The following is a 19133-nucleotide window of genomic DNA, read 5'->3' on the forward strand; positions in this document are numbered from 1 at the left end:
AATGTCCACTTGTCCGCCGGCGAAGGCCGTCTGGTCAGGGCATTGGGCCGGCGGGGAAGGTCACGGTAACGGACAGGCCGCAGCCGTCGATATTGTCCGCCAGTTCGATCGCGCCGCGACACTGTCGCAGCAAGGTTCGGACGATGGATAGCCCGAGCCCGGAACCAGCCGGACGATCGGCCGCTGGAACACGATAAAAGCGGTCGAATACCCTTTCCCGATGCTCGACGACTATGCCGGGCCCGTCGTCGGCGATCTTCACCGCATATCCGTCGCTGAGTGCGAGCACGCTGACGACGACCGAACCGCCTTCTCGATTGTACCTGATCGCGTTGTCGATCAGGTTGGTCAGTATGTCGTGCAGTATTGAGGAATCTATGCTGACGAGCGCGCATTCAACGGCGGGATCAAATGCCAGATCGACGTTCTTTGCTGCCGCAAATGGCGCCATCATTCCAACTGCCTCGCTCGCGCTTGCAACGAGATTGGCTGGCGTGGCATGAACGCCGGGTTCAGTGACAGCGGCCTGCTCGGCGCGGGCCATCGCGATGAGCTGGGCGACCAGCCGATCGAGATGTTTGGTAGATCGTTCGATCTCGGCTATCGTGTCGACGTTGTCCGGCAAGTGTCCCCCATCACGTTGCAGCAGCGCCAAATGGACTCGCAGTGACGCGAGCGGCGTCTTCATCTGGTGCGACGCGTCGGCTATGAAATCACGGATCAGTTGGATCGCGGCCTCGAGCCGCGCGAAGAGCTCATTCATTGCCCGAACGGGCGGATGCGCCTCATGGGGAATGTTCTCGAGCTCCAGCCGGCGGAGACCTGTTCCGGCGCCGAATTGCCGGGAGTCGATCTCACGTCCGAGATCCACAAGCGGCGCAAGTCCGCGACGGACCGCAAACCATCCCAGCGCCGCGGCGGTCGCGATGATACCGATTTCCAGCACGATGAGAGGGAGGAGAAGCTCGCGTTTCGCCGCGGTCCGCGCCTTCGTTGTCTCGGCAACTTGGACCAGGACCGGCGATGGCTTGCCATAGGTGGCCTGAGTCGTGGCCGCAACGCGAACCGATGCGCCTTTGTAGTGAGCATCGAAATGCTTGATGGTGCCGACCGGGATGGTGGCCGGATCAGCCCGCGGCAAGTCCTGGTAGCCGGTGACTGGCGTCTGCTCGTACGAAACGCTGTAGTAGACGCTGTCGTTAGCTCGCGTTTCGAGCATTCCAAGAGCGACTTGTGGAAGATCGACGGAGATCTCTCCGTCTTCCACGGCAATCCGCTCGGCGATGGCTTTCACCGAGCCGTCGAGTACACGGTCGTAGGCCGTTTCGATGGTCTGATTGATGAGCACTAGGCCGGCAAGAGCAAGGGCAGCAGCCAACGCGCTGGTTGGAATAAGCAGGTTGAGCAGAAGCGCGCGGCGCAGCGACGGTGCGCGTTTCGGTGTCACCTGTCCTCCATGAGATAGCCGAGACCTCGGACCGTCTTGATCATGGGGCCGTCGGGAGCAAGTTTCTGCCGCAACCGAGCGATGTAGAGTTCAATCGCGTTCGGGGCTACGGGCTCGTCGAAGCCGAAGACCTCGGAAATCAGGCGATCCTTCCGCACGAGCCGGCCGGCATGTGACATCAGGATTTCGAGTACGGTGACTTCACGCCGGCGCAGAACCAGTGGCTTGCCGGCCAGCGTCGCCGTTGCACAAGAGGTCTCGAGCATCAGGGCCCCGCATTTCAGGACCGGATCGAGACGACCCTTGCCGCGCCGCACCAATGCCTTGACCCGCGCCTCGAACTCGTCGAGGTCGAACGGCTTGGTGAGATAGTCGTCGGCCCCGAGATTGAAGCACCTGACCTTGTCCTTGATTTCCCCGAGCGCGGTGAGAATCAGAATCGGCACTTCGCAGCCATTGCTGCGCAGCCTGCGAAGCACCTCCTGCCCCGGCAAATCCGGCAGGCCAAGATCGAGTATGATGAGCGAATATGCCTCGGACGGGGCAATCTCGATGGCCCCCGAACCGCTCGCCTCGTGATCGACGGCGACGCCGCTTTGCGTCAGGGCCTTCTTGAGGCCCTTCACCAGCGACATGTCATCCTCAACGATCAGGATACGCAAGACGACGAACCTCGGGCAGGGGTGGGGGGCGTTGCCAAGTGGCACAATGTAAGTTCAGATGCATCCCGAGGTCAAAAGATTGCGCACCATCGATGAGAACACGCCATCACGCGTCGCCGCTAGACCGTCTGCTCGTCGGCCTCCGGGTGTCTGCGGCATGGTTCCTGCTGTGCGCCGCAGCTCTCGCCGGGGATACCGGCTCGGACGGAAAGGTTGGCTCCGGCGATACGCGGGCCCGTCTGGTGGTCAAGGCTACCACCGACGTCGCAGAGGCGAGCGAGCTCGTTGCCGAGTTCATGAAGCTCAATCCCGAAGTTCGCGTTCAGTACTCCAAGATCTCGTCCACCGAGCTGTACGACGAGATCGCGAAGCCTTCCGGGCAGGTTGTCGATGTCGCCTGGAGCTCAGCGATGGATCTCCAGATCAAGCTTGCCAATGACGGATATGCGTCCGAATACCGTTCCACGGAGATCGAGGGCATCCCGGGTTGGGCCCGATGGAAGGATCGCGCTTACGGCATTACGGCCGAGCCGGTTGTGATCGTCTTCAACAAGCGGTTGCTTCGAGGCAACCTGGTGCCGAAGGACCACGCAGAACTGTCGCGTCTGCTGATAGATCATCCGGCGGTGTTCCACGGGAAGATCGCGACCTACGATCCCGAACTCAGCGGAACGGGCCTGCTGTTCTTGAGCCAGGACGTGCGCGTCACCGCCGAGACATGGAAGCTCGTGACGACGATGGGGCAGTCGGGGGTCAAGCTCTACACCTCATCTGCAGCGATGATCGATCGCGTGAGTGCCGGCGAGCTCGTCTTGGCCTATAACGTCCTCGGCTCATACGCGCTTGAGCGCGCCAAGCGTGAGCCGGACCTGGGTGTCATCTTTCCGAGCGATTACACGCTGCTGTTGTCACGAATTGCGCTCATCCCGCGATCTGCGGAGCAGCCCGAACTGGCCAGGCGCTTCGTCGATTTCCTGTTGTCGCGCGCCGGCCAGACATTGTTGGCCCGACATTCCCTTGGATCGGTTCGTGAGGACATGAAGCCGGCGATTCCGGGCTTCGTGGATGCAGAAAAAGCCCTTCGGCCGATAGCATTGAGCATCGACCTGCTGACATATCAGGACCAGGCAAAGCGCCGTCGATTCCTCAGGGATTGGAAAGGCGCGCTGAGCGAGCATTGAGCGGGCGGCCCTGCGTGACAGGTTGCTGACAGGTTCGGCGACATATCCTGCCCTCAACAAGAAGACACGGAAAACCTTCGCACCGCGCCCACGATTGTGGAGCGTGGGCGAACGACTACTCCTTGCGAACATAAAAACATTGGGAGGAATACGAGCATGTCAGCGCAGGACGCAGACGGTATCGTTCCGCATCGCGGGAGAGAAGCGGGATCGGAACATCTTAACTCGGCGAATGCCGTGAGCCGGTTCTGGCCCGAAGGATGGTGGCGGCTGACGGACATCCGGATCGGGATCATCCCGATTCCGATTTATCTCCTTCTCATCGTTCTCGTCGGTGCGCTGGTCTATACTGGCGAGATCAAGTCGGACGGACCGACCATGATCGCGGTGCTTGTGCTTGGCGGCTTCACCTGCGCCGAGATCGGCAAGCGATTGCCGGTGCTGCGCAGCATAGGCGCCGGCGCAATCTTCGCCACCTTCATTCCCTCGGCGCTGGCGTTCTATCACTGGATCCCGCCGCAGGTCGAGAAGTCGATCATCGACTTCACCAAGTCGACCAACTTCCTCTACCTCTTCATCGCCTCGATCATCGTCGGCAGTATCTTCGCGATGGATCGCGAGGTCCTGATCCGCGGCTTCCTGAAGATCTTCATACCGCTCGTCGTCGGCTCGATCGCCGCGGCGATCGTCGGTACCGTGGTCGGCACCGCGCTCGGCCTCGGAGCAAAACACACCTTCTTCTATGTCGTGGTGCCGATCATGGCCGGCGGCGTCGGCGAGGGCGCCATCCCGCTGTCGATCGGCTATGCTGCATTGACCGGCGTGCCGCAGGGCGAGGTGTTCGCCGAGGTCCTTCCGCCGGTGATGCTGGGCAGCCTGACCGCGATCCTGCTGTCCGGCGCGCTCAACTTCGTCGGCAAGAAATATCCGCATCTGACCGGCGAAGGCCGGCTGCAGCCGCATGGCGAGGACGAGCTCGACGTCCACGCCGTGCACGAGGAAGGCGGCAACGAGCAGGGCGTCGGACATGTCGGCGTCAGCACGATCGCAGCCGCAGGCTTGACCGCGATCACACTCTATCTGCTCGGCGTTCTCTGTCATCACCTGTTCGGATTGCCGGCGCCGGTGGCGATGCTGTTCCTGGCAGTGCTCGCCAAGCTCAGCCGCGCGGTATCCCCGGAGCTGCAGCAGGGCGGAATGGTGGTCTACGAATTCGTCCGCACCAACATGACCTATCCGCTGCTGTTCGCGATCGGTGTCGCCCTGACGCCATGGGACAAGCTGGTCGCGGCGTTCCACTTCGCCAACATCATCACCATCGCGTCGACGGTGGTCACGATCATGGCGACCGGCTTTGCCGTCGGTCGCTTCATGAACATGTACCCGATCGAGACCGCGATCGTGAACGCCTGCCACAGCGGTCAAGGCGGCACCGGCGACGTCGCGATCCTCACCGCCGCAAACCGCATGCAGTTGATGCCGTTCGCGCAGATCGCGACCCGCATCGGCGGCGCGGTCACCGTCACCTTGGTGCTGATCATCATGGGCTACATGAAATGATCGCGCAGCCGAGCATTGCAGGGGTCTCCCTTAAAAATCATCCGCGCAAGAGGATCGACCGTCCATGAGCAGTCTCGACAGTTTTAAATGCCGCATGACACTGGTCGTCGGCGGGCAGGCCTACACCTATTTCTCGCTGCCGGACGCCGAGAAGAACGGCCTTGCCGGCATCTCTCGCCTGCCGTTCTCGCTGAAGGTGCTGCTGGAGAATCTGCTGCGGTTCGAGGACGGCCAGTCGGTGACGCGCGCCAACATCGAGGCGCTCGCGCGCTGGACCGAAGACCGCGGATCAGCCGGGGCCGAGATCGGCTTTCGGCCGGCACGCGTGCTGATGCAGGATTTCACCGGCGTCCCCGCCGTGGTCGATCTCGCGGCGATGCGTGACGGCATGGAGAAGCTCGGCGGCGATCCCGCGAAGATCAATCCGTTGGTGCCGGTCGACCTCGTGATCGACCATTCCGTCGTGGTCGATCATTTCGGCAATGCGCAGGCGCTGCATGACAACGTCACCCGCGAATATGAGCAGAACGGTGAGCGCTACAATTTCCTGAAATGGGGACAGGGTGCGTTCGCCAATTTCCGCGTGGTGCCGCCCGGTACCGGCATCTGCCATCAGGTCAATCTCGAATATCTGGCGCAGACGGTGTGGACCGCCGAGCGCGACGGCAAGACCTTCGCCTATCCGGACACGCTGGTCGGCACCGACAGCCACACCACCATGGCCAATGGTTTGGCCGTGCTCGGCTGGGGTGTCGGCGGCATCGAGGCCGAAGCCGCGATGCTCGGCCAGCCGCTGTCGATGCTGGTGCCGCAGGTGATCGGTTTCAAGCTGTCCGGCAAGCTCCGCGAGGGCGTACTGGCGACCGACCTCGTGCTCACCGTCACTCAGATGCTGCGCAAGAAGGGCGTGGTCGGCAAATTCGTGGAGTTCTACGGGCCCGGCCTCGATCACATGACCTTGGCCGACCGCGCCACCATTTCCAACATGGCGCCGGAATATGGCGCAACATGCGGCTTCTTCCCGGTCGACCGGGAGACGCTGAACTATCTCAATCTCTCCGGCCGCGCGAGCGACCGCATCGCACTGGTGGAGGCCTATGCCAAGGCGCAGGGCCTGTTCCGGACGCCAGGCATGGCGGATCCGGTGTTCACCGACACGCTGGAGCTCAATCTCGAAGAGGTCGTGCCCTCGCTCGCAGGACCGAAGCGCCCCGAGGGCCGGCTTGGCCTGTCCGTCGCCAAAACGAACTTCGTCACCGCGCTCGAGGGCGAGTACAGCAAGCAGGGCCAGGCCGAAAGGCAGTTCGCCGTCGAAGGCAAGGATTTCAAGCTCGGCCACGGCCATGTCGTCATCGCGGCGATCACCTCCTGCACCAATACCTCCAACCCGTCGGTGCTGATCGGCGCCGGGCTTCTGGCGCGCAATGCGGTGCGCAAGGGCCTCACCGTGAAGCCCTGGGTCAAGACCTCGCTCGCGCCGGGCTCGCAGGTGGTGGCGGAGTATCTTGCGAAGTCCGGACTGCAGGCGGACCTCGACGCTCTCGGCTTCTATCTCGTGGGCTTCGGCTGCACGACCTGTATCGGCAATTCCGGGCCGCTGCAGAAGGAGATTTCCAAATCGATTAACGACAATGGTGTGATCGGCGCAGCCGTGCTCTCCGGCAACCGCAACTTCGAAGGCCGCATCTCGCCTGACGTGCAGGCAAACTATCTCGCATCGCCACCGCTCGTGGTGGCCTACGCGCTCGCCGGCTCCCTCCAGGTCGATCTCGTCAATGAGCCCCTCGGCAAGAACCCTGACGGCCTGCCTGTTTACCTCGAGGACATCTGGCCGTCGAATGCCGAGATCGAACAGTTCATCCGCGACAATGTCACGCGTACGATGTTCGAGACCAAGTATGCCGACGTGTTCGAGGGCGATGCCAACTGGAAGGCGGTCAAGGTCGCGACCGACCTGACCTACCGCTGGAACATGTCGTCGACCTACGTGCAGAACCCGCCTTACTTTGAAGGCATCACCATGAAGCCCGCGCCGACCGGCGACATCGTCGGCGCGCGCATCCTCGGTCTGTTCGGCGACAAGATCACGACCGACCACATCTCGCCGGCGGGCTCGATCAAGCTATCGTCGCCGGCAGGAGAGTTCCTGCGCGGCCGCCAGGTCCGGCAGGAGGATTTCAATCAATACGGCACGCGGCGCGGCAATCACGAGGTGATGGTGCGCGGCACCTTCGCCAACATCCGCATCAAGAATTTTGCCGTGACGGGCGAGGGTGGCGCGACGCCGGAAGGCGGCTGGGCCGTGCATCAGCCGTCCGGCGAGCGGATGTCGATCTTCGATGCGGCGATGCGCTACGAGCGTGACAAGGTCCCGCTGGTCGTGTTCGCCGGCGTCGAATATGGCAACGGCTCCTCGCGCGACTGGGCGGCAAAGGGTACCAAACTGCTTGGCGTCCGTGCGGTGATCGCGCAAAGCTTCGAGCGCATCCATCGCTCCAACCTGGTGGGCATGGGCATCCTGCCGTTTGTCTTTGATGAAGGCACGTCATGGAAGAGCCTCGGCCTGACCGGCGCCGAGCAGGTCTCGATCAAGGGCCTCACCGACATCACACCGGGCCAGCGCATCACGATCGACATCGCGATGGCGGACGGCACGGCGAAGCAGGTCCCGCTGACCTGCCGCATCGATACGCTCGACGAGCTCAACTACTACAAGCACGGCGGCATCCTGCCTTACGTGCTGCGCCAGCTTGCGGCGTGACGTGCCGCCGGTCTCTCAGGCAAGATCAAGACAGAGGAAATGAAGATGGCAGGCAAAATTCCGGCGACATTGATACCCGGTGACGGGATCGGTCCCGAGATCACGGCAGCGGTGACGCGCATTCTCGATGCGCTGGGTTCGCCGTTCGAGTGGGACGTGCAGCAGGGCGGCATGGCCGGGATCGAGAGCGCCGGCGATCCGCTGCCGGGAGCTCTGGTCGACAGCATCCGCCGCACCAAGCTTGCATTGAAGGGGCCGTTGACGACGCCGGTGGGTGGCGGCTTCCGCTCGGTCAACGTCCGCCTGCGCGAGGAGTTCGGGCTGTACGCCAATCTGCGTCCAGTGAAGACGATGGTGCCCGGCGGTCGCTACGAGGACATCGACCTCGTCCTGATCCGCGAGAACATCGAAGGCCTCTATGTGGCGTTCGAGCACTTCATCGCCGTCGGTGACGATCCGCACGCGGTTGCGATCTCCTCGGGCGTCAACACGCACGCGGAGGCACGGCGCATCGTCCGCTTCGCGTTTGAATACGCGCTCGCGCACGGCCGCAAGAAGGTCACCGTGGTGCACAAGGCCAACGTGCTGAAGGCGCTGACCGGGCTGTTCCTGCAAGCCGGCCGCGAGATCGCCAAAGAATATGAGGGGCGGATCGCGATGGATGACCGCATTGTCGATGCCTGCGCCATGCAGCTCGTGATGAACCCGTGGCAGTTCGACGTCATCGTCACGACCAATCTGTTCGGCGATATCCTGTCCGATCAGATGTCTGGCCTCGTCGGCGGGCTGGGCATGGCGCCCGGCGCCAATATTGGCGAGAAGGCCGCGATCTTCGAGGCGGTGCACGGCTCGGCACCTGATATCGCCGGGAAGGGGATTGCCAATCCGCTCGCTCTGCTGCTCGCGGCCGGGTTGATGCTCAAGCACGTCGCCAGGGACGATCTTGCGACGCGGCTCCGCGCGGCGATCGAGCAGACGCTGCAGGTCGACAATGTTCGCACCGCCGATCTCGGCGGCAAGGTCTCGACGGCGGATTTTGCGGGCGCGGTGATCAAGCGCCTGGCGACCTGATTCTGCAAAGGCGGGGAATGGAATGTGGTGAAGCGCTCTGAGCCATTGATCGTCACGGGAGCATGAGGCGGCCGTTCGGATCGCTGGTCACCAGGCCAGCACATCTCCGATCGGTGGGTTATCAGGCGAACTCCCGGCCCGGCAGTCTCGCTATCTGAGACGGAAGGCCTTCGAGCTTTATGACGGTCCACCCTGCAATTGGCAGGACTGTCGTCCCGCATCGTATAGTTCGGCAGGAAACAAGAAACTGAAAGCCGATGGAAGAGAAGCCTGGCGCGATTACGTGGTGCACTGCGGTGCTCGGCAACAAGGAGAGGAAGATGACGAAGGGCTCTGACCTGTTGGTCGCAGCATTGGAACATGAGGGCGTGGACCGGATTTTCGGCGTGCCGGGGGAGGAGAATCTCGACGTCGTCGAGTCGCTCCGCAATTCGAAGATCCAGCTGATCTTGACCCGCCATGAGCAGGCGGCGGCGTTCATGGCGGCGACGCATGGCCGGCTGACGGGACGGCCCGGCGTGTGCATCTCGACGCTCGGTCCGGGCGCGCTGAACTTCTCGACCGGCGCGGCCTATGCGCATCTTGGCGCGATGCCGATGGTGATGATCACCGGCCAGAAGGCGATCATGAGCAGCCGTCAGGCGCGCTTCCAGATCGTCGACGTGGTCGCGTCGATGAAGCCGCTCACAAAACTGTCCCGGCAGATCGTCAGCGCCGCCAGCATTCCGACATTGGTGCGCGATGCCTTCCGTGTCGCGATGGAGGAGCGTCCGGGCCCGGTCCTGCTCGAGCTCCCTGAGGACATCGCTGGCGACGAGGTCGAGCCGGTGCCGATGGTGCCGATCCACCCGATCGAGATTCCGGTGGCGCATCGCGCAGCCCTGGACCGCGCGGCCGAGATGATCCTGACAGCGAAGAAGCCGCTGATCATGCTGGCCGCGGCCGCCAGCCGGCCCCGCTCGACCTTCGGCATCGCCGGCTTCGTGCGGCGGACCGGGATTCCCTTCTTCACGACCCAGATGGGCAAGGGCACCGTGCCCGGTGGCACCAGCCTTTACATGGGCACGGCTGCGCTGTCCGAACGCGACTATGTGCATGAGGCGATCGACCAGGCCGATCTGATCATCGCCATCGGCCACGACACCGTGGAGAAGCCGCCCTTCATCATGGGCCCGAAGGGGCCGCAGGTGATCCATGTCAGCTATACGCCGGCAACGGTGGAACAAGTGTATTTCCCGCATGCCGAGGTGGTGGGCGACGTCGGCCCGAGCCTCGAGCTGCTCGCCGATCGGCTCGAAGGCCGGCTGCCGAACGCCAGGGCGCTGCTGCCGCTGCGCGAAGGCATTCTCGGCCGGATCTCCGACCGCGCCACGGAAAGCCGCTGGCCGGTGACGCCGCAGCGGCTGGTGCACGACATCCGCCAGGTGATCCCCGAGAACGGCATCGTCGCGCTCGACAACGGCATGTACAAGATCTGGTTCGCGCGCAATTACCGGACCTATGTCGCCAACACGCTGCTGCTCGACAACGCGCTCGCCACCATGGGCGCCGGCCTGCCGTCGGCGATGATGGCGGCGATGCTCTATCCGGACCGCCGGGTGATGGCGATCTGCGGCGACGGCGGCTTCATGATGAACAGCCAGGAGCTGGAGACCGCGGTCCGCCTCAAGCTCAACCTGGTCGTGCTGATCCTCAACGACGGTGCCTACGGCATGATCCGCTGGAAGCAGGCGGTCGACAATTTCCCGGACTTCGGCCTCTCCTTTGGCAATCCCGACTTCGTCCGCTATGCGGAGTCCTACGGCGCCAAGGGCTCGCGCGTCACCTCGGTGGACGGGCTGCTGCCGACGCTGGAAGCGGCCTTCAAGGGCGGCGGCGTCCATCTCGTCGATGTGGCCATCGACTATTCCGAGAACACGCGCGTGCTGGTCGATGAGCTGCGCAACCGCAAGCTCGGCGTCGAGCCGTCCTGACGAGAGAATGATGCTACAGGTTGTACAAGCGTTCGACCGGGTCGCCTTTGCCGAGGTCCCGGTCGACGATGTCGAGGCAATGGAAGCCAAGCTTGGGGCCGCGCTGCGCGTCCTCGGCGATCGCGACGGCTGGTTGGCGCCGCATGCGCGCATTGCGGTGCTGCGGCGGGCTGCCGGTCTTCTGGACGGACGGCGGGACCAATTCGCGCGCCAGATCGCGCGCGAAGGCGGCAAGCCGCTGACGGACGCGATCATCGAGGTGACGCGGGCCATCGACGGCCTGCACTGCGCCGCCGACGAGCTCCGGGCCTTTGCCGGGCGCGAGATCCCGATGGGACTGACGGCGGCCTCCGCCAAGCGCTGGGCCTTCACGACGCGCGAGCCGATCGGTGTCGTGTTCGCGATCTCCGCCTTCAACCATCCGCTCAATCTGATCGTGCACCAGGTGGCGCCGGCGGTCGCGGTCGGCTGTCCCGTCATCGTCAAGCCGGCGAGCGCGACGCCGCTGAGCTGCCGTGATTTCGTCGCGCTGCTGCATGAGGCCGGCCTGCCGGAGGCCTGGTGCCAGACCTTCATGCCGCGCGGCAACGCGCTTGCCGAACAGCTCGCCTGCGATCCCCGCATCAGCTTCCTGAGCTTCATCGGCTCGGCCAGCGTCGGCTGGCGGCTGCACGGCAAGCTCGCGCATGGCACCCGTTCGGCGCTCGAGCATGGCGGCGTGGCACCCGCGATCGTCGATCGCAGTGCCGATCTCGATCGCATCATCGAGCCGCTGGTGAAGGGCGGCTTCTACCATGCCGGCCAGGTCTGCGTGTCGACCCAGCGCATCTTCGTGCACGAAGCCATCTTCAAGACCTTCACCGAGCGCCTGGTCGCCCGTGTCGCCAAGCTGCGGACCGGCGATCCGACCTTGCTGGAGACCGAGGTCGGGCCCCTGATCAATCCCAAGGAGGTCGACCGCATCACCGACTGGATCGGTGAGGCGGTGGCGGCCGGCGCGCAGCGGGCGATCGGCGGTGAGCGGCTGTCGGCCACCACGATGCAGCCGACGGTCCTGCTGGAGCCGCCGGCCGACGCAAGGGTGTCGCGCGAGGAGGTGTTCGGTCCGGCCGTGTGCGTCTATCGTTACGCGCATCTGGACCAGGCGATCGCGCAGGCGAATTCGCTGCGGGTACCGTTCCAGGCCTGCGTGTTCAGCGAGGACATCGACGTCGCGCTGCGCGCCAGCGAGCGGCTCGATGCGTCGGCGGTCATGATCAACGACCCCACCACGTTCCGGACCGACTGGATGCCGTTCGCCGGACGGCGCGAGGCGGGCTACGGCGTCGGTGGCATCCCCTACACCATGCGCGACATGACACAGGAAAAGATGGTGGTGCTGCATCGGCGAGCGTGAGTCCGGGCACCATTGAGAAGAGGAGAGGGAACATGATCGGAAAATTCACCTTCCAGTCGCCGTCGAACATCTTGTTCGAGCCGGGTGCCTCGCGGAAGATCGACGAACTCGTCGCCAGCTATGGTGCCCGCCGCGTCATGCTGGTGACCGACCAGGGCGTGCGCGGCGTAGGCCTGACCAAGGGCGCCGAGGATTCGCTGGCCGAAGCCGGGATCGAGGTCAGCGTGTTCGACGACGTCGTCGCCGATCCGCCCTCCCATGTCGTCGAGGCGGCGGTCGCGGCGTGCCAGGCGGGCAACATCGAGCTCGTGCTCTCGATCGGCGGCGGCAGCGCGCTCGATACCGCAAAGCTCGTCGCCTACCTCGCCAAGACGCCGGATCGCCTGGATGACATCTATGGCGTCGGGCTGGCCAAAGGAAAGCGCCTGCCGCTGCTGCTGGTGCCGACCACGGCCGGCACCGGCTCCGAGGTGACGCCGATCGCGATCGTCACCACGCCGACCATGGAGAAGAAGGGCGTGGTCTCGCCGGTCCTGATCCCGGACTGGGCGATCCTCGATCCCGAACTGACGCTGGGCCTGCCGGCGGCCGTCACCGCGGCGACCGGCATCGACGCCATGGTGCACGCCATCGAGGCCTACACCAGCAAGGTGAAGAAGAACCCGATGTCCGACCAGCTCGCGCGGCAGGCGCTGGCGCTGCTGTCGGCCAATGTGCGTCGCGTCTGCGAGAATGGCAAAGACCTCGAGGCCCGCTCGCAGATGCTGCTGGGCTCGATGCTCGCCGGCATGGCGTTTGCGAATGCTCCCGTGGCAGCCGTTCACGCGCTGGCCTATCCGATCGGCGCGATCTTCCACGTGCCCCATGGTTTGTCGAATGCGCTCGTGCTGCGTCACGTGCTCGAGTTCAACCTGGCAGCGGCCGAGCCGCTCTATGCGGAGCTGGCCGAGATCGTGAAGCCCGGCCTACGCGGCAGTCAGGCGGAGAAGGCGCGGGCCTTCATCGACGAGATGACCTCGATCGGTCGCGACTGCAAGGTGCCGCCCTCGCTCGCCGACGTCGGGATCGGCCGCGACGATCTGAAGAAGCTTGCCGAGGATGCGATGAAGCAGACGCGCCTCCTGGTCAACAATCCCAGGGAGCTGACGCTGGACGATGCCTACGCGATCTACAGCGCGGCCTTCGACGACGGCAGCAACCGCTATGTGCAGGCCTCCCATGGCTGAGGAGAGCCAGGCCAATCCGTTTGGGCCGCTCGCCGCGCAATGGATGGAATCCTGGCGCGCGATGGCCGGCGTCACCGCCGGAATCGGCGAGACCTGGTCGAACTCGATGCTGCCCTTCATCATGAAGCGCGCCGCCGAGAGCGGTTTTGGCATGACCGCCGGCAATGACCTCGCTGAAGCCATTGAGCGGATGGCGAAGGGGCCGCGACTTGCCGACGTGCTGGATTTCGACCGCAAGCTCGCGCATCTGACGGCGGCCTGGAGCGACCTGCAAGGCAAGCTCGCGGCCTATCAAGTGGTGGCCGCAAAACCCTGGATGCGCGCGGCGGAGCAGTTCAGCGCAAGGCAACCGGATGGAAAGGCCAAGGACGCCGGCTGGCGCGAGCATCTTGGGGCCTGGAACGAGCTTGCCAATGAGGAGCTGATCGCCAACCAGCGCACCGAGGAGTTTCTGGTCGCGCAGAAGCAATTGCTGCAGGCCGCGACCGAATACCGAGCGCGGCAATCCGAGATCGCCGACACCATCGCTGCCGTGCTGGGCATCCCGACCCAGCGCGACTTCGACGAGGTGACGCGCCAGCTCACCGAGCTCAGGCGTGAGGTGCGGGCGCTGGAGCGGTGCTTGGGTGAAGCGGGATCGCGGGGAGAGGCATGAGCAGCGACCAGCCAAACGGGACCGGCCCGTTCGCCGAGATGACCGACAAGCTGCTGAAGGCCGGTAAGCTGTTGTCGACCATCAGGGACGATGACGTCGATGTCGGCGCAACGCCGAAGACGCTCATCATGCGCCGCGACAAGGTCGAGCTGTTTCGCTACGCCCCCATCGCCGAGCAGAAGGTCAGGACGCCGGTGCTGCTGGCCTATGGCCTGATCGGCCGCTACACCATGGCCGACCTGCAGGAGGACCGCTCGCTGGTCCGCAGCCTGCTGCGCCAGGGGCTGGATCTCTGGCTGGTCGATTGGGGCCAGCCCAACCGCACCGAGCGCTGGCTGACGATTGACGATTACGTTGACGACTACATCCACGCCGCGGTGGAGCGGGTCTGCCGCGAGACCGGCCATGACCGGATCACGCTGCTCGGCATCTGCGAAGGCGGGGTGTTCACGACCTGCTATGCCGCGCTGCATCCGGACAAGGTCAAGGGTCTGGTGCTGACGATCACGCCGATCGACTTCCATGCCGACCGCGACGATCCCGACACCCATCACGGCTTCCTCAACCTTTGGACCCGCAGCCTCGATCGTGCAGACGTCGACAAGCTCGTCGATACCTATGGCGGGCTGCCCGGCGAGTTCATGAGCTCGGTGTTCTCCCTGATGACGCCGATGCGCTCGCTGACCAAATACAACGTCGACCTGATCGACGTCGTCGACGACGAAGCCAGGCTGATGAACTTCCTGCGGATGGAGAAGTGGCTTGCCGACCGGCCGGCCCATCCGGGCGAGGCCGCCAAGCAGTGGCTCAAGGACCTCTACCAGGACAACAAGCTGGTGAAGGGCGAGTTCGTCCTGTCGGGACGGCGCGTCGATCTTTCGAAGCTCACCGCGCCGGTGCTCAACGTGTTTGCGCTGAACGACCACATCATCCCGCCGACCTGCTCGCGCGCGCTCGGTGAGCATGTCGGCACCAAGGATTATTCGGAGATCGAGCTGCCCGGCGGCCATGTCGGCCTGTTCGTGTCGAGCAAGTCGCAGGGATCGCTGAGCAAGGGCATATCGGCGTGGCTGGCAGCCAGGGACTAGCGCGATGACCCGGGAACTCGCATGATGAGCAAAGACAAGATCGTTTCCGCCGACGAGGCTGTCGCCATCGTCCGCGATCGCGACACGGTCTGCACATCCGGCTTCGTCGGCATCGGCACCCCCGACGAGCTCCTGATCGCACTGGAGAAGCGGTTTCGCGAGACCCGCCATCCATCGGATCTGACGCTGATGTTCGCCGCCGCGCCCGGCGATGCCGCCGACCGTGGCCTCAATCGGCTCGCCCATGACGGTCTTCTGAAGCGCGTGGTCGGCGGTCACTGGGCGCTGGTACCCAAGCTCGGTGAGCTCGCGCTCGCCAACCGGATCGAGGCCTATAATCTGCCGCTCGGCTGCATCTCCCATCTCTATCGCAACATCGCCGCGCGCGGTCCCGGCGTGATCTCCAAGGTGGGTCTGAAGACCTTCGTCGATCCGCGCCTGCAGGGCGGCAAGCTCAACGAGAGCACCACCGAAGACCTCGTCGAATTGATGCGGATCAATGACGAGGAGTGGCTGCGCTACAAGTCCTTTCCGGTCAACGTGGCGCTGCTGCGCGGCACCACGGCCGATCCGGCCGGAAACATCACCATGGAGCGCGAGGCGTTGACGCTGGACAATCTGGCGATGGCCATGGCGGCGAAGAATTCGCGCGGCTTCGTCATCGTCCAGGTCGAACGCATCGCGGCGAGCAACTCGCTCAACCCGCGCGAGGTGCAGATACCCGGCATCCTGGTCGACTGCGTCGTCGTCGCCGACCCCACCAATCACGTCCAGACCTACGGCGCGACCTACAGCCACGCCTTCTCCGGCCGCCAGCGCGTGCCGATGGACCGCGTCAAGCCGCTGGAGCTCGACGAGCGCAAGATCATCGCGCGGCGCTGCGCCTTCGAGCTGCCGCCGGGCGGCGTCGTTAATCTCGGCATCGGCATGCCCGAGGGCGTCGCCGCGGTTGCCGCCGAAGAGCACATGTTGAAATTCCTGACCCTGACCGCCGAGCCCGGCATCATCGGCGGCATGCCGCAGGGCGGGCTCAATTTCGGCACCGCGCTCAATCCGGACGCGGTGATCCACCAGAACCAGCAGTTCGACTTCTATGACGGCGGCGGGCTCGATCTGGCCTGCCTCGGCATGGCGCAGGTGGATGGCGCGGGCAATGTCAATGTCAGCCGCTTCGGCGCGCGGCTTGCCGGCGCCGGCGGCTTCATCAACATCTCGCAGAGCTCGAAGAAGCTGGTGTTCGCGGGCACCTTCACCAGCGGCGGCCTGAAGGTCGCGGTCGAGGACGGCGCGCTGCACGTCCTGCGCGAAGGCTCCGCGAAGAAGTTCATCTCCGCGGTCGAGCAGATCACCTTCAGCGGCGAGCATGCCGCCGAGACCGGCCAGCCGGTGTTCTACGTCACCGAGCGCTGCGTGCTGCAGCGGACGCCGGTCGGCGTCGAGCTGATCGAGGTGGCGCCCGGCATCGACATCGACCGCGACATTCTCGGTCAGATGGATTTCGAGCCGCAGATCCGCAACGTGCGCCCGATGGACCCGCGCATCTTCCGTGAGGGACCGATGGGGCTCGCCCACATGCTGCTCGGCCGGGGTCTCGCCGACCGTATCGGCTATGATGCCGAGCGCAACACGCTGTTCGTCAATTTCGAGGGCTTTGACGTCAGGACCGTCGAGGACGTCGATCTGGTCCGGCGCGAGGTCGAGCGCGCCTGTCGCGCCGTCGGCAAGCCGGTGGCGCTGGTCGCAAACTACGACGGCTTCCATCTGGAGCCGAGCGTCAGTGACACCTATTTCTCGATGATCGCTTATCTCGAGCAGCGTTACTACAGCTCGGCCTCGCGCTACACCACCAGCGCCTTCATGCGCCTGAAGCTGGGCGAAGGGCTCGCCGAGCGCCACGTCGCCCCGCACATCTTCGAGACGCAGGCCGAAGCACAGCGCTTTGCACGCTCTCAAGCATCGATCGATCCAGCGAACAGGTAGAATATTCAAGGAGAGATGTATGACGACAGACGCCGACAAGATCGCTCAGGCCGTGAAAGAGCAGATGGAGCAACTCTCACGGACGTTCAAATTGCCCGATGTCGACGTGCCCGCATTGCTCGAGAGGCAGCGCAACACGATCGATGCCATCTCCAAGGCGGCTCAGCTGTCGAACGAAACGGCGGCCGAGGTGTCGCGCCATCAGCTGGAAATTCTTCGCTCCGCATCGGAGCACGCGGCGGCGATGATGCGTGACATGAAGCTTTCCGGCGAGCAGGGACGCGAATTGGCGGCCAAGTCGTTCGAGGCGGCACTGACCAGCGCTCGCGAGTTTGCCGAGATGACGGCGAAGTCCAACGCCGAGGTGTTCAACCTGATCAAGCAGCGCATGACGGACAATTTCGAAGAGATGCGCAAAAACTGGAAATCGTAGCGTTGTTGAACGAACGTCAATTTGGCTCACGGGTTGTCGGCGCCGTGCGCGGCAAGCGTTCGTGTCGTGACTTGCCAGGAGAGGCGGGATGTCTGACGGTTCGGAAGAGGCGGCATTGAGGGTTCGAAGGGACGGGTCGCAGCAGCCTCGGCCTGATCGCCAGGGTGTCGTGCAGGGCCTTTCGCCGTCTGGTTTCCACCAGCTGGCGTACACCGATTGGGGGCCCGTCGACGACAAGAGGCCGATCGTCTGCGTTCACGGGCTGACGCGGCAGGGGCGGGACTTCGATCATCTTGCGGCACGGCTGGTCGCTGCCGGCCGTCGCGTGATCTGCCCGGACCTGCCGGGCCGAGGCCGCAGCGGCTGGATCGACAACCCCGACCACTACACGCTGCCGCAATACTGCGCCGACATGAACGCGTTGATCGCGCGTCTCGGCGTGTCCGAGGTGGATTGGGTCGGGACCTCGCTGGGCGGCCTGATCGGCATGATCATGGCCGGTTTCTCCGGCAGCATCGTGCGCAGGCTCGTCATCAACGACATCGGTCCCTTCGTGTCGTCGACGGGGTTGCAACGGATCGGCCAGTACATCGGCAACATGCCGGCGCTGTTCAAGTCCATCGAGGATGCCGAGACGTACTTCCGGACCGTGCTGGCGCCTTACGGCAAGCTCGCCGATCAGCACTGGCGTCACCTGACCGAACATAGCGTCCGCTGGGATGACGGCCGGCAGGGCTATGCGCTGCTATGCGATCCCGCTATCGCCAAGGGCTTCAGGTTGCCCTGGTTCGCGGCGTTGAACCTGTGGGACTATTGGGAAGCCATCAACGTGCCCGTGCTGGTGCTGCGCGGCATAAATTCGGACCTGCTGTCGTTCGATCTCGCGGCCGAGATGCGCAAGCGCAATCGAATGGCCAACGTCTTTCAGTTCGACGATTGCGGACACGTCCCGCCATTGATGGCGTCCGAGCAGATCGATGTGGTGGCGAAGTTTCTGCTCAGAGACACGATTTCCTCCGGATGGCCAACATCCTGCGAACTGCACGTTAGCTCAGCCGCCAGCACGTAGACGCGGCCTGATGGGCATGACGCCAAAACTTATTTTCTAGAGCACGATCCGGCCCGAAGGGCCGCGTTAGCGCAAAGTGTGAAGCGGTTTTCCCTTGCGACAAACGCGGAACGCGTTTTGCGCGAAGATCATGCTCAAACAATAACCTGAAGAGGGATGACGATTCATCCAGCTATCGCGCTTTAGTCTCACTTCGTGGGACTGCGGACGCCGTGAATGACTGGCGTGACTTGAGCTCAAAGAGCAACCGTGCGCAACATCGCCTTCAAAGAAAAATCGAGAGAAGGAGACGCGCGCTTCTTACGGCAGCATCGGCAGTAACCGTGATCGATGGCTCGTTCCGCGAGGCGACAAAATTCGCGGAATTCGACTTCCTGCTCTGACAAAAAGGACGTCACTGCTCCGTGCTCTGAAAACAACTGATATCGGGGTGGCGTGCGACGTATTCGAGCGCGAATTGGGCCGTGGCGCTTCGGCGGGTGAAGGTCGTTGCGCCCTGTGCGCTGCCAATTTTTACCTCAGCGCTGAGTTCCTCCGTCGATGGTAGCAGGACATCGCGGGCATCTACGGAAACGAATGACCCGGAGAGGTCACTCTTGGAGAGGAAACATGAAGGCATTGCCTGGCTTAC

14 protein-coding genes are annotated in these 19133 nt (G+C 63.9%); 12 read left to right on the forward strand and 2 right to left on the reverse strand.

Annotated features, from left to right (window positions below; translation table 11 throughout):
* Positions 1–34: 34 nt before the first annotated feature.
* Both SO139_RS06485 and SO139_RS06490 read right to left on the reverse strand, forming a co-directional pair.
* Positions 35–1447 carry a sensor histidine kinase gene (locus SO139_RS06485; RefSeq protein ID WP_449378744.1) on the reverse strand — a complete coding sequence of 471 codons (1413 nt, stop codon included), beginning with the start codon at positions 1445–1447 and terminating at the stop codon, positions 35–37.
* Positions 1444–2109: a response regulator gene (locus SO139_RS06490; RefSeq protein WP_449378743.1), complete on the reverse strand. Its 666-nt coding sequence runs from the start codon at positions 2107–2109 to the stop codon at positions 1444–1446. The genes SO139_RS06485 and SO139_RS06490 overlap by 4 nt, the downstream gene beginning before the upstream one ends.
* Positions 2110–2201: 92 nt before the next feature.
* Between SO139_RS06490 and SO139_RS06495 the strand changes: the two genes are divergently transcribed.
* The 12 genes from SO139_RS06495 (at position 2202) to SO139_RS06550 (ending at position 18502) form a co-directional block, all read left to right on the forward strand.
* Positions 2202–3290, forward strand: a complete 1089-nt coding sequence (locus SO139_RS06495; RefSeq protein ID WP_449378742.1) for an ABC transporter substrate-binding protein — start codon at positions 2202–2204, stop codon at positions 3288–3290.
* 237 nt (positions 3291–3527) lie between these two features.
* Entirely contained in the window at positions 3528–4850 is a 1323-nt protein-coding gene (locus tag SO139_RS06500) for a 2-hydroxycarboxylate transporter family protein (RefSeq protein ID WP_449378741.1), read from the forward strand.
* Positions 4851–4914: 64 nt separating this feature from the next.
* The gene (gene acnA, locus SO139_RS06505; protein ID WP_498539790.1) at positions 4915–7611 is read left to right on the forward strand and encodes an aconitate hydratase AcnA; all 2697 of its coding nucleotides are present in this window, start codon (positions 4915–4917) and stop codon (positions 7609–7611) included.
* Positions 7612–7656: 45 nt separating this feature from the next.
* Positions 7657–8682: an isocitrate/isopropylmalate dehydrogenase family protein gene (locus tag SO139_RS06510; RefSeq protein ID WP_498539791.1), complete on the forward strand. Its 1026-nt coding sequence runs from the start codon at positions 7657–7659 to the stop codon at positions 8680–8682.
* Positions 8683–9002: 320 nt separating this feature from the next.
* Complete coding sequence (locus SO139_RS06515; RefSeq protein ID WP_449378738.1) at positions 9003–10655, forward strand: acetolactate synthase large subunit; 1653 nt, start codon at positions 9003–9005, stop codon at positions 10653–10655.
* A gap of 10 nt (positions 10656–10665) precedes the next feature.
* Positions 10666–12051 carry an aldehyde dehydrogenase family protein gene (locus tag SO139_RS06520; RefSeq protein ID WP_498539834.1) on the forward strand — a complete coding sequence of 462 codons (1386 nt, stop codon included), beginning with the start codon at positions 10666–10668 and terminating at the stop codon, positions 12049–12051.
* Between the two features lie 35 nt (positions 12052–12086).
* Positions 12087–13277, forward strand: coding sequence for an iron-containing alcohol dehydrogenase (locus SO139_RS06525; RefSeq protein WP_498539835.1), 1191 nt, complete (start codon positions 12087–12089; stop codon positions 13275–13277).
* A complete protein-coding gene (locus tag SO139_RS06530) occupies positions 13270–13932 on the forward strand; it encodes a poly(R)-hydroxyalkanoic acid synthase subunit PhaE (RefSeq protein ID WP_498539792.1) in 663 nt (220 codons plus the stop codon). The genes SO139_RS06525 and SO139_RS06530 overlap by 8 nt, the downstream gene beginning before the upstream one ends.
* A complete protein-coding gene (gene phaC / locus SO139_RS06535) occupies positions 13929–15020 on the forward strand; it encodes a class III poly(R)-hydroxyalkanoic acid synthase subunit PhaC (protein WP_498539793.1) in 1092 nt (363 codons plus the stop codon). Before SO139_RS06530 ends, phaC begins: the two co-directional genes overlap by 4 nt.
* A gap of 21 nt (positions 15021–15041) precedes the next feature.
* Positions 15042–17000, forward strand: a complete 1959-nt coding sequence (locus tag SO139_RS06540; RefSeq protein WP_498539794.1) for an acyl CoA:acetate/3-ketoacid CoA transferase — start codon at positions 15042–15044, stop codon at positions 16998–17000.
* Between the two features lie 19 nt (positions 17001–17019).
* Positions 17020–17433, forward strand: a complete 414-nt coding sequence (gene phaP, locus SO139_RS06545) for a TIGR01841 family phasin (RefSeq protein ID WP_449378734.1) — start codon at positions 17020–17022, stop codon at positions 17431–17433.
* Positions 17434–17521: 88 nt separating this feature from the next.
* The gene (locus SO139_RS06550; protein WP_498539795.1) at positions 17522–18502 is read left to right on the forward strand and encodes an alpha/beta fold hydrolase; all 981 of its coding nucleotides are present in this window, start codon (positions 17522–17524) and stop codon (positions 18500–18502) included.
* Positions 18503–19133 lie beyond the last annotated feature (631 nt).

The sequence above is a fragment of the Bradyrhizobium sp. UFLA05-89 genome (assembly GCF_059803475.1).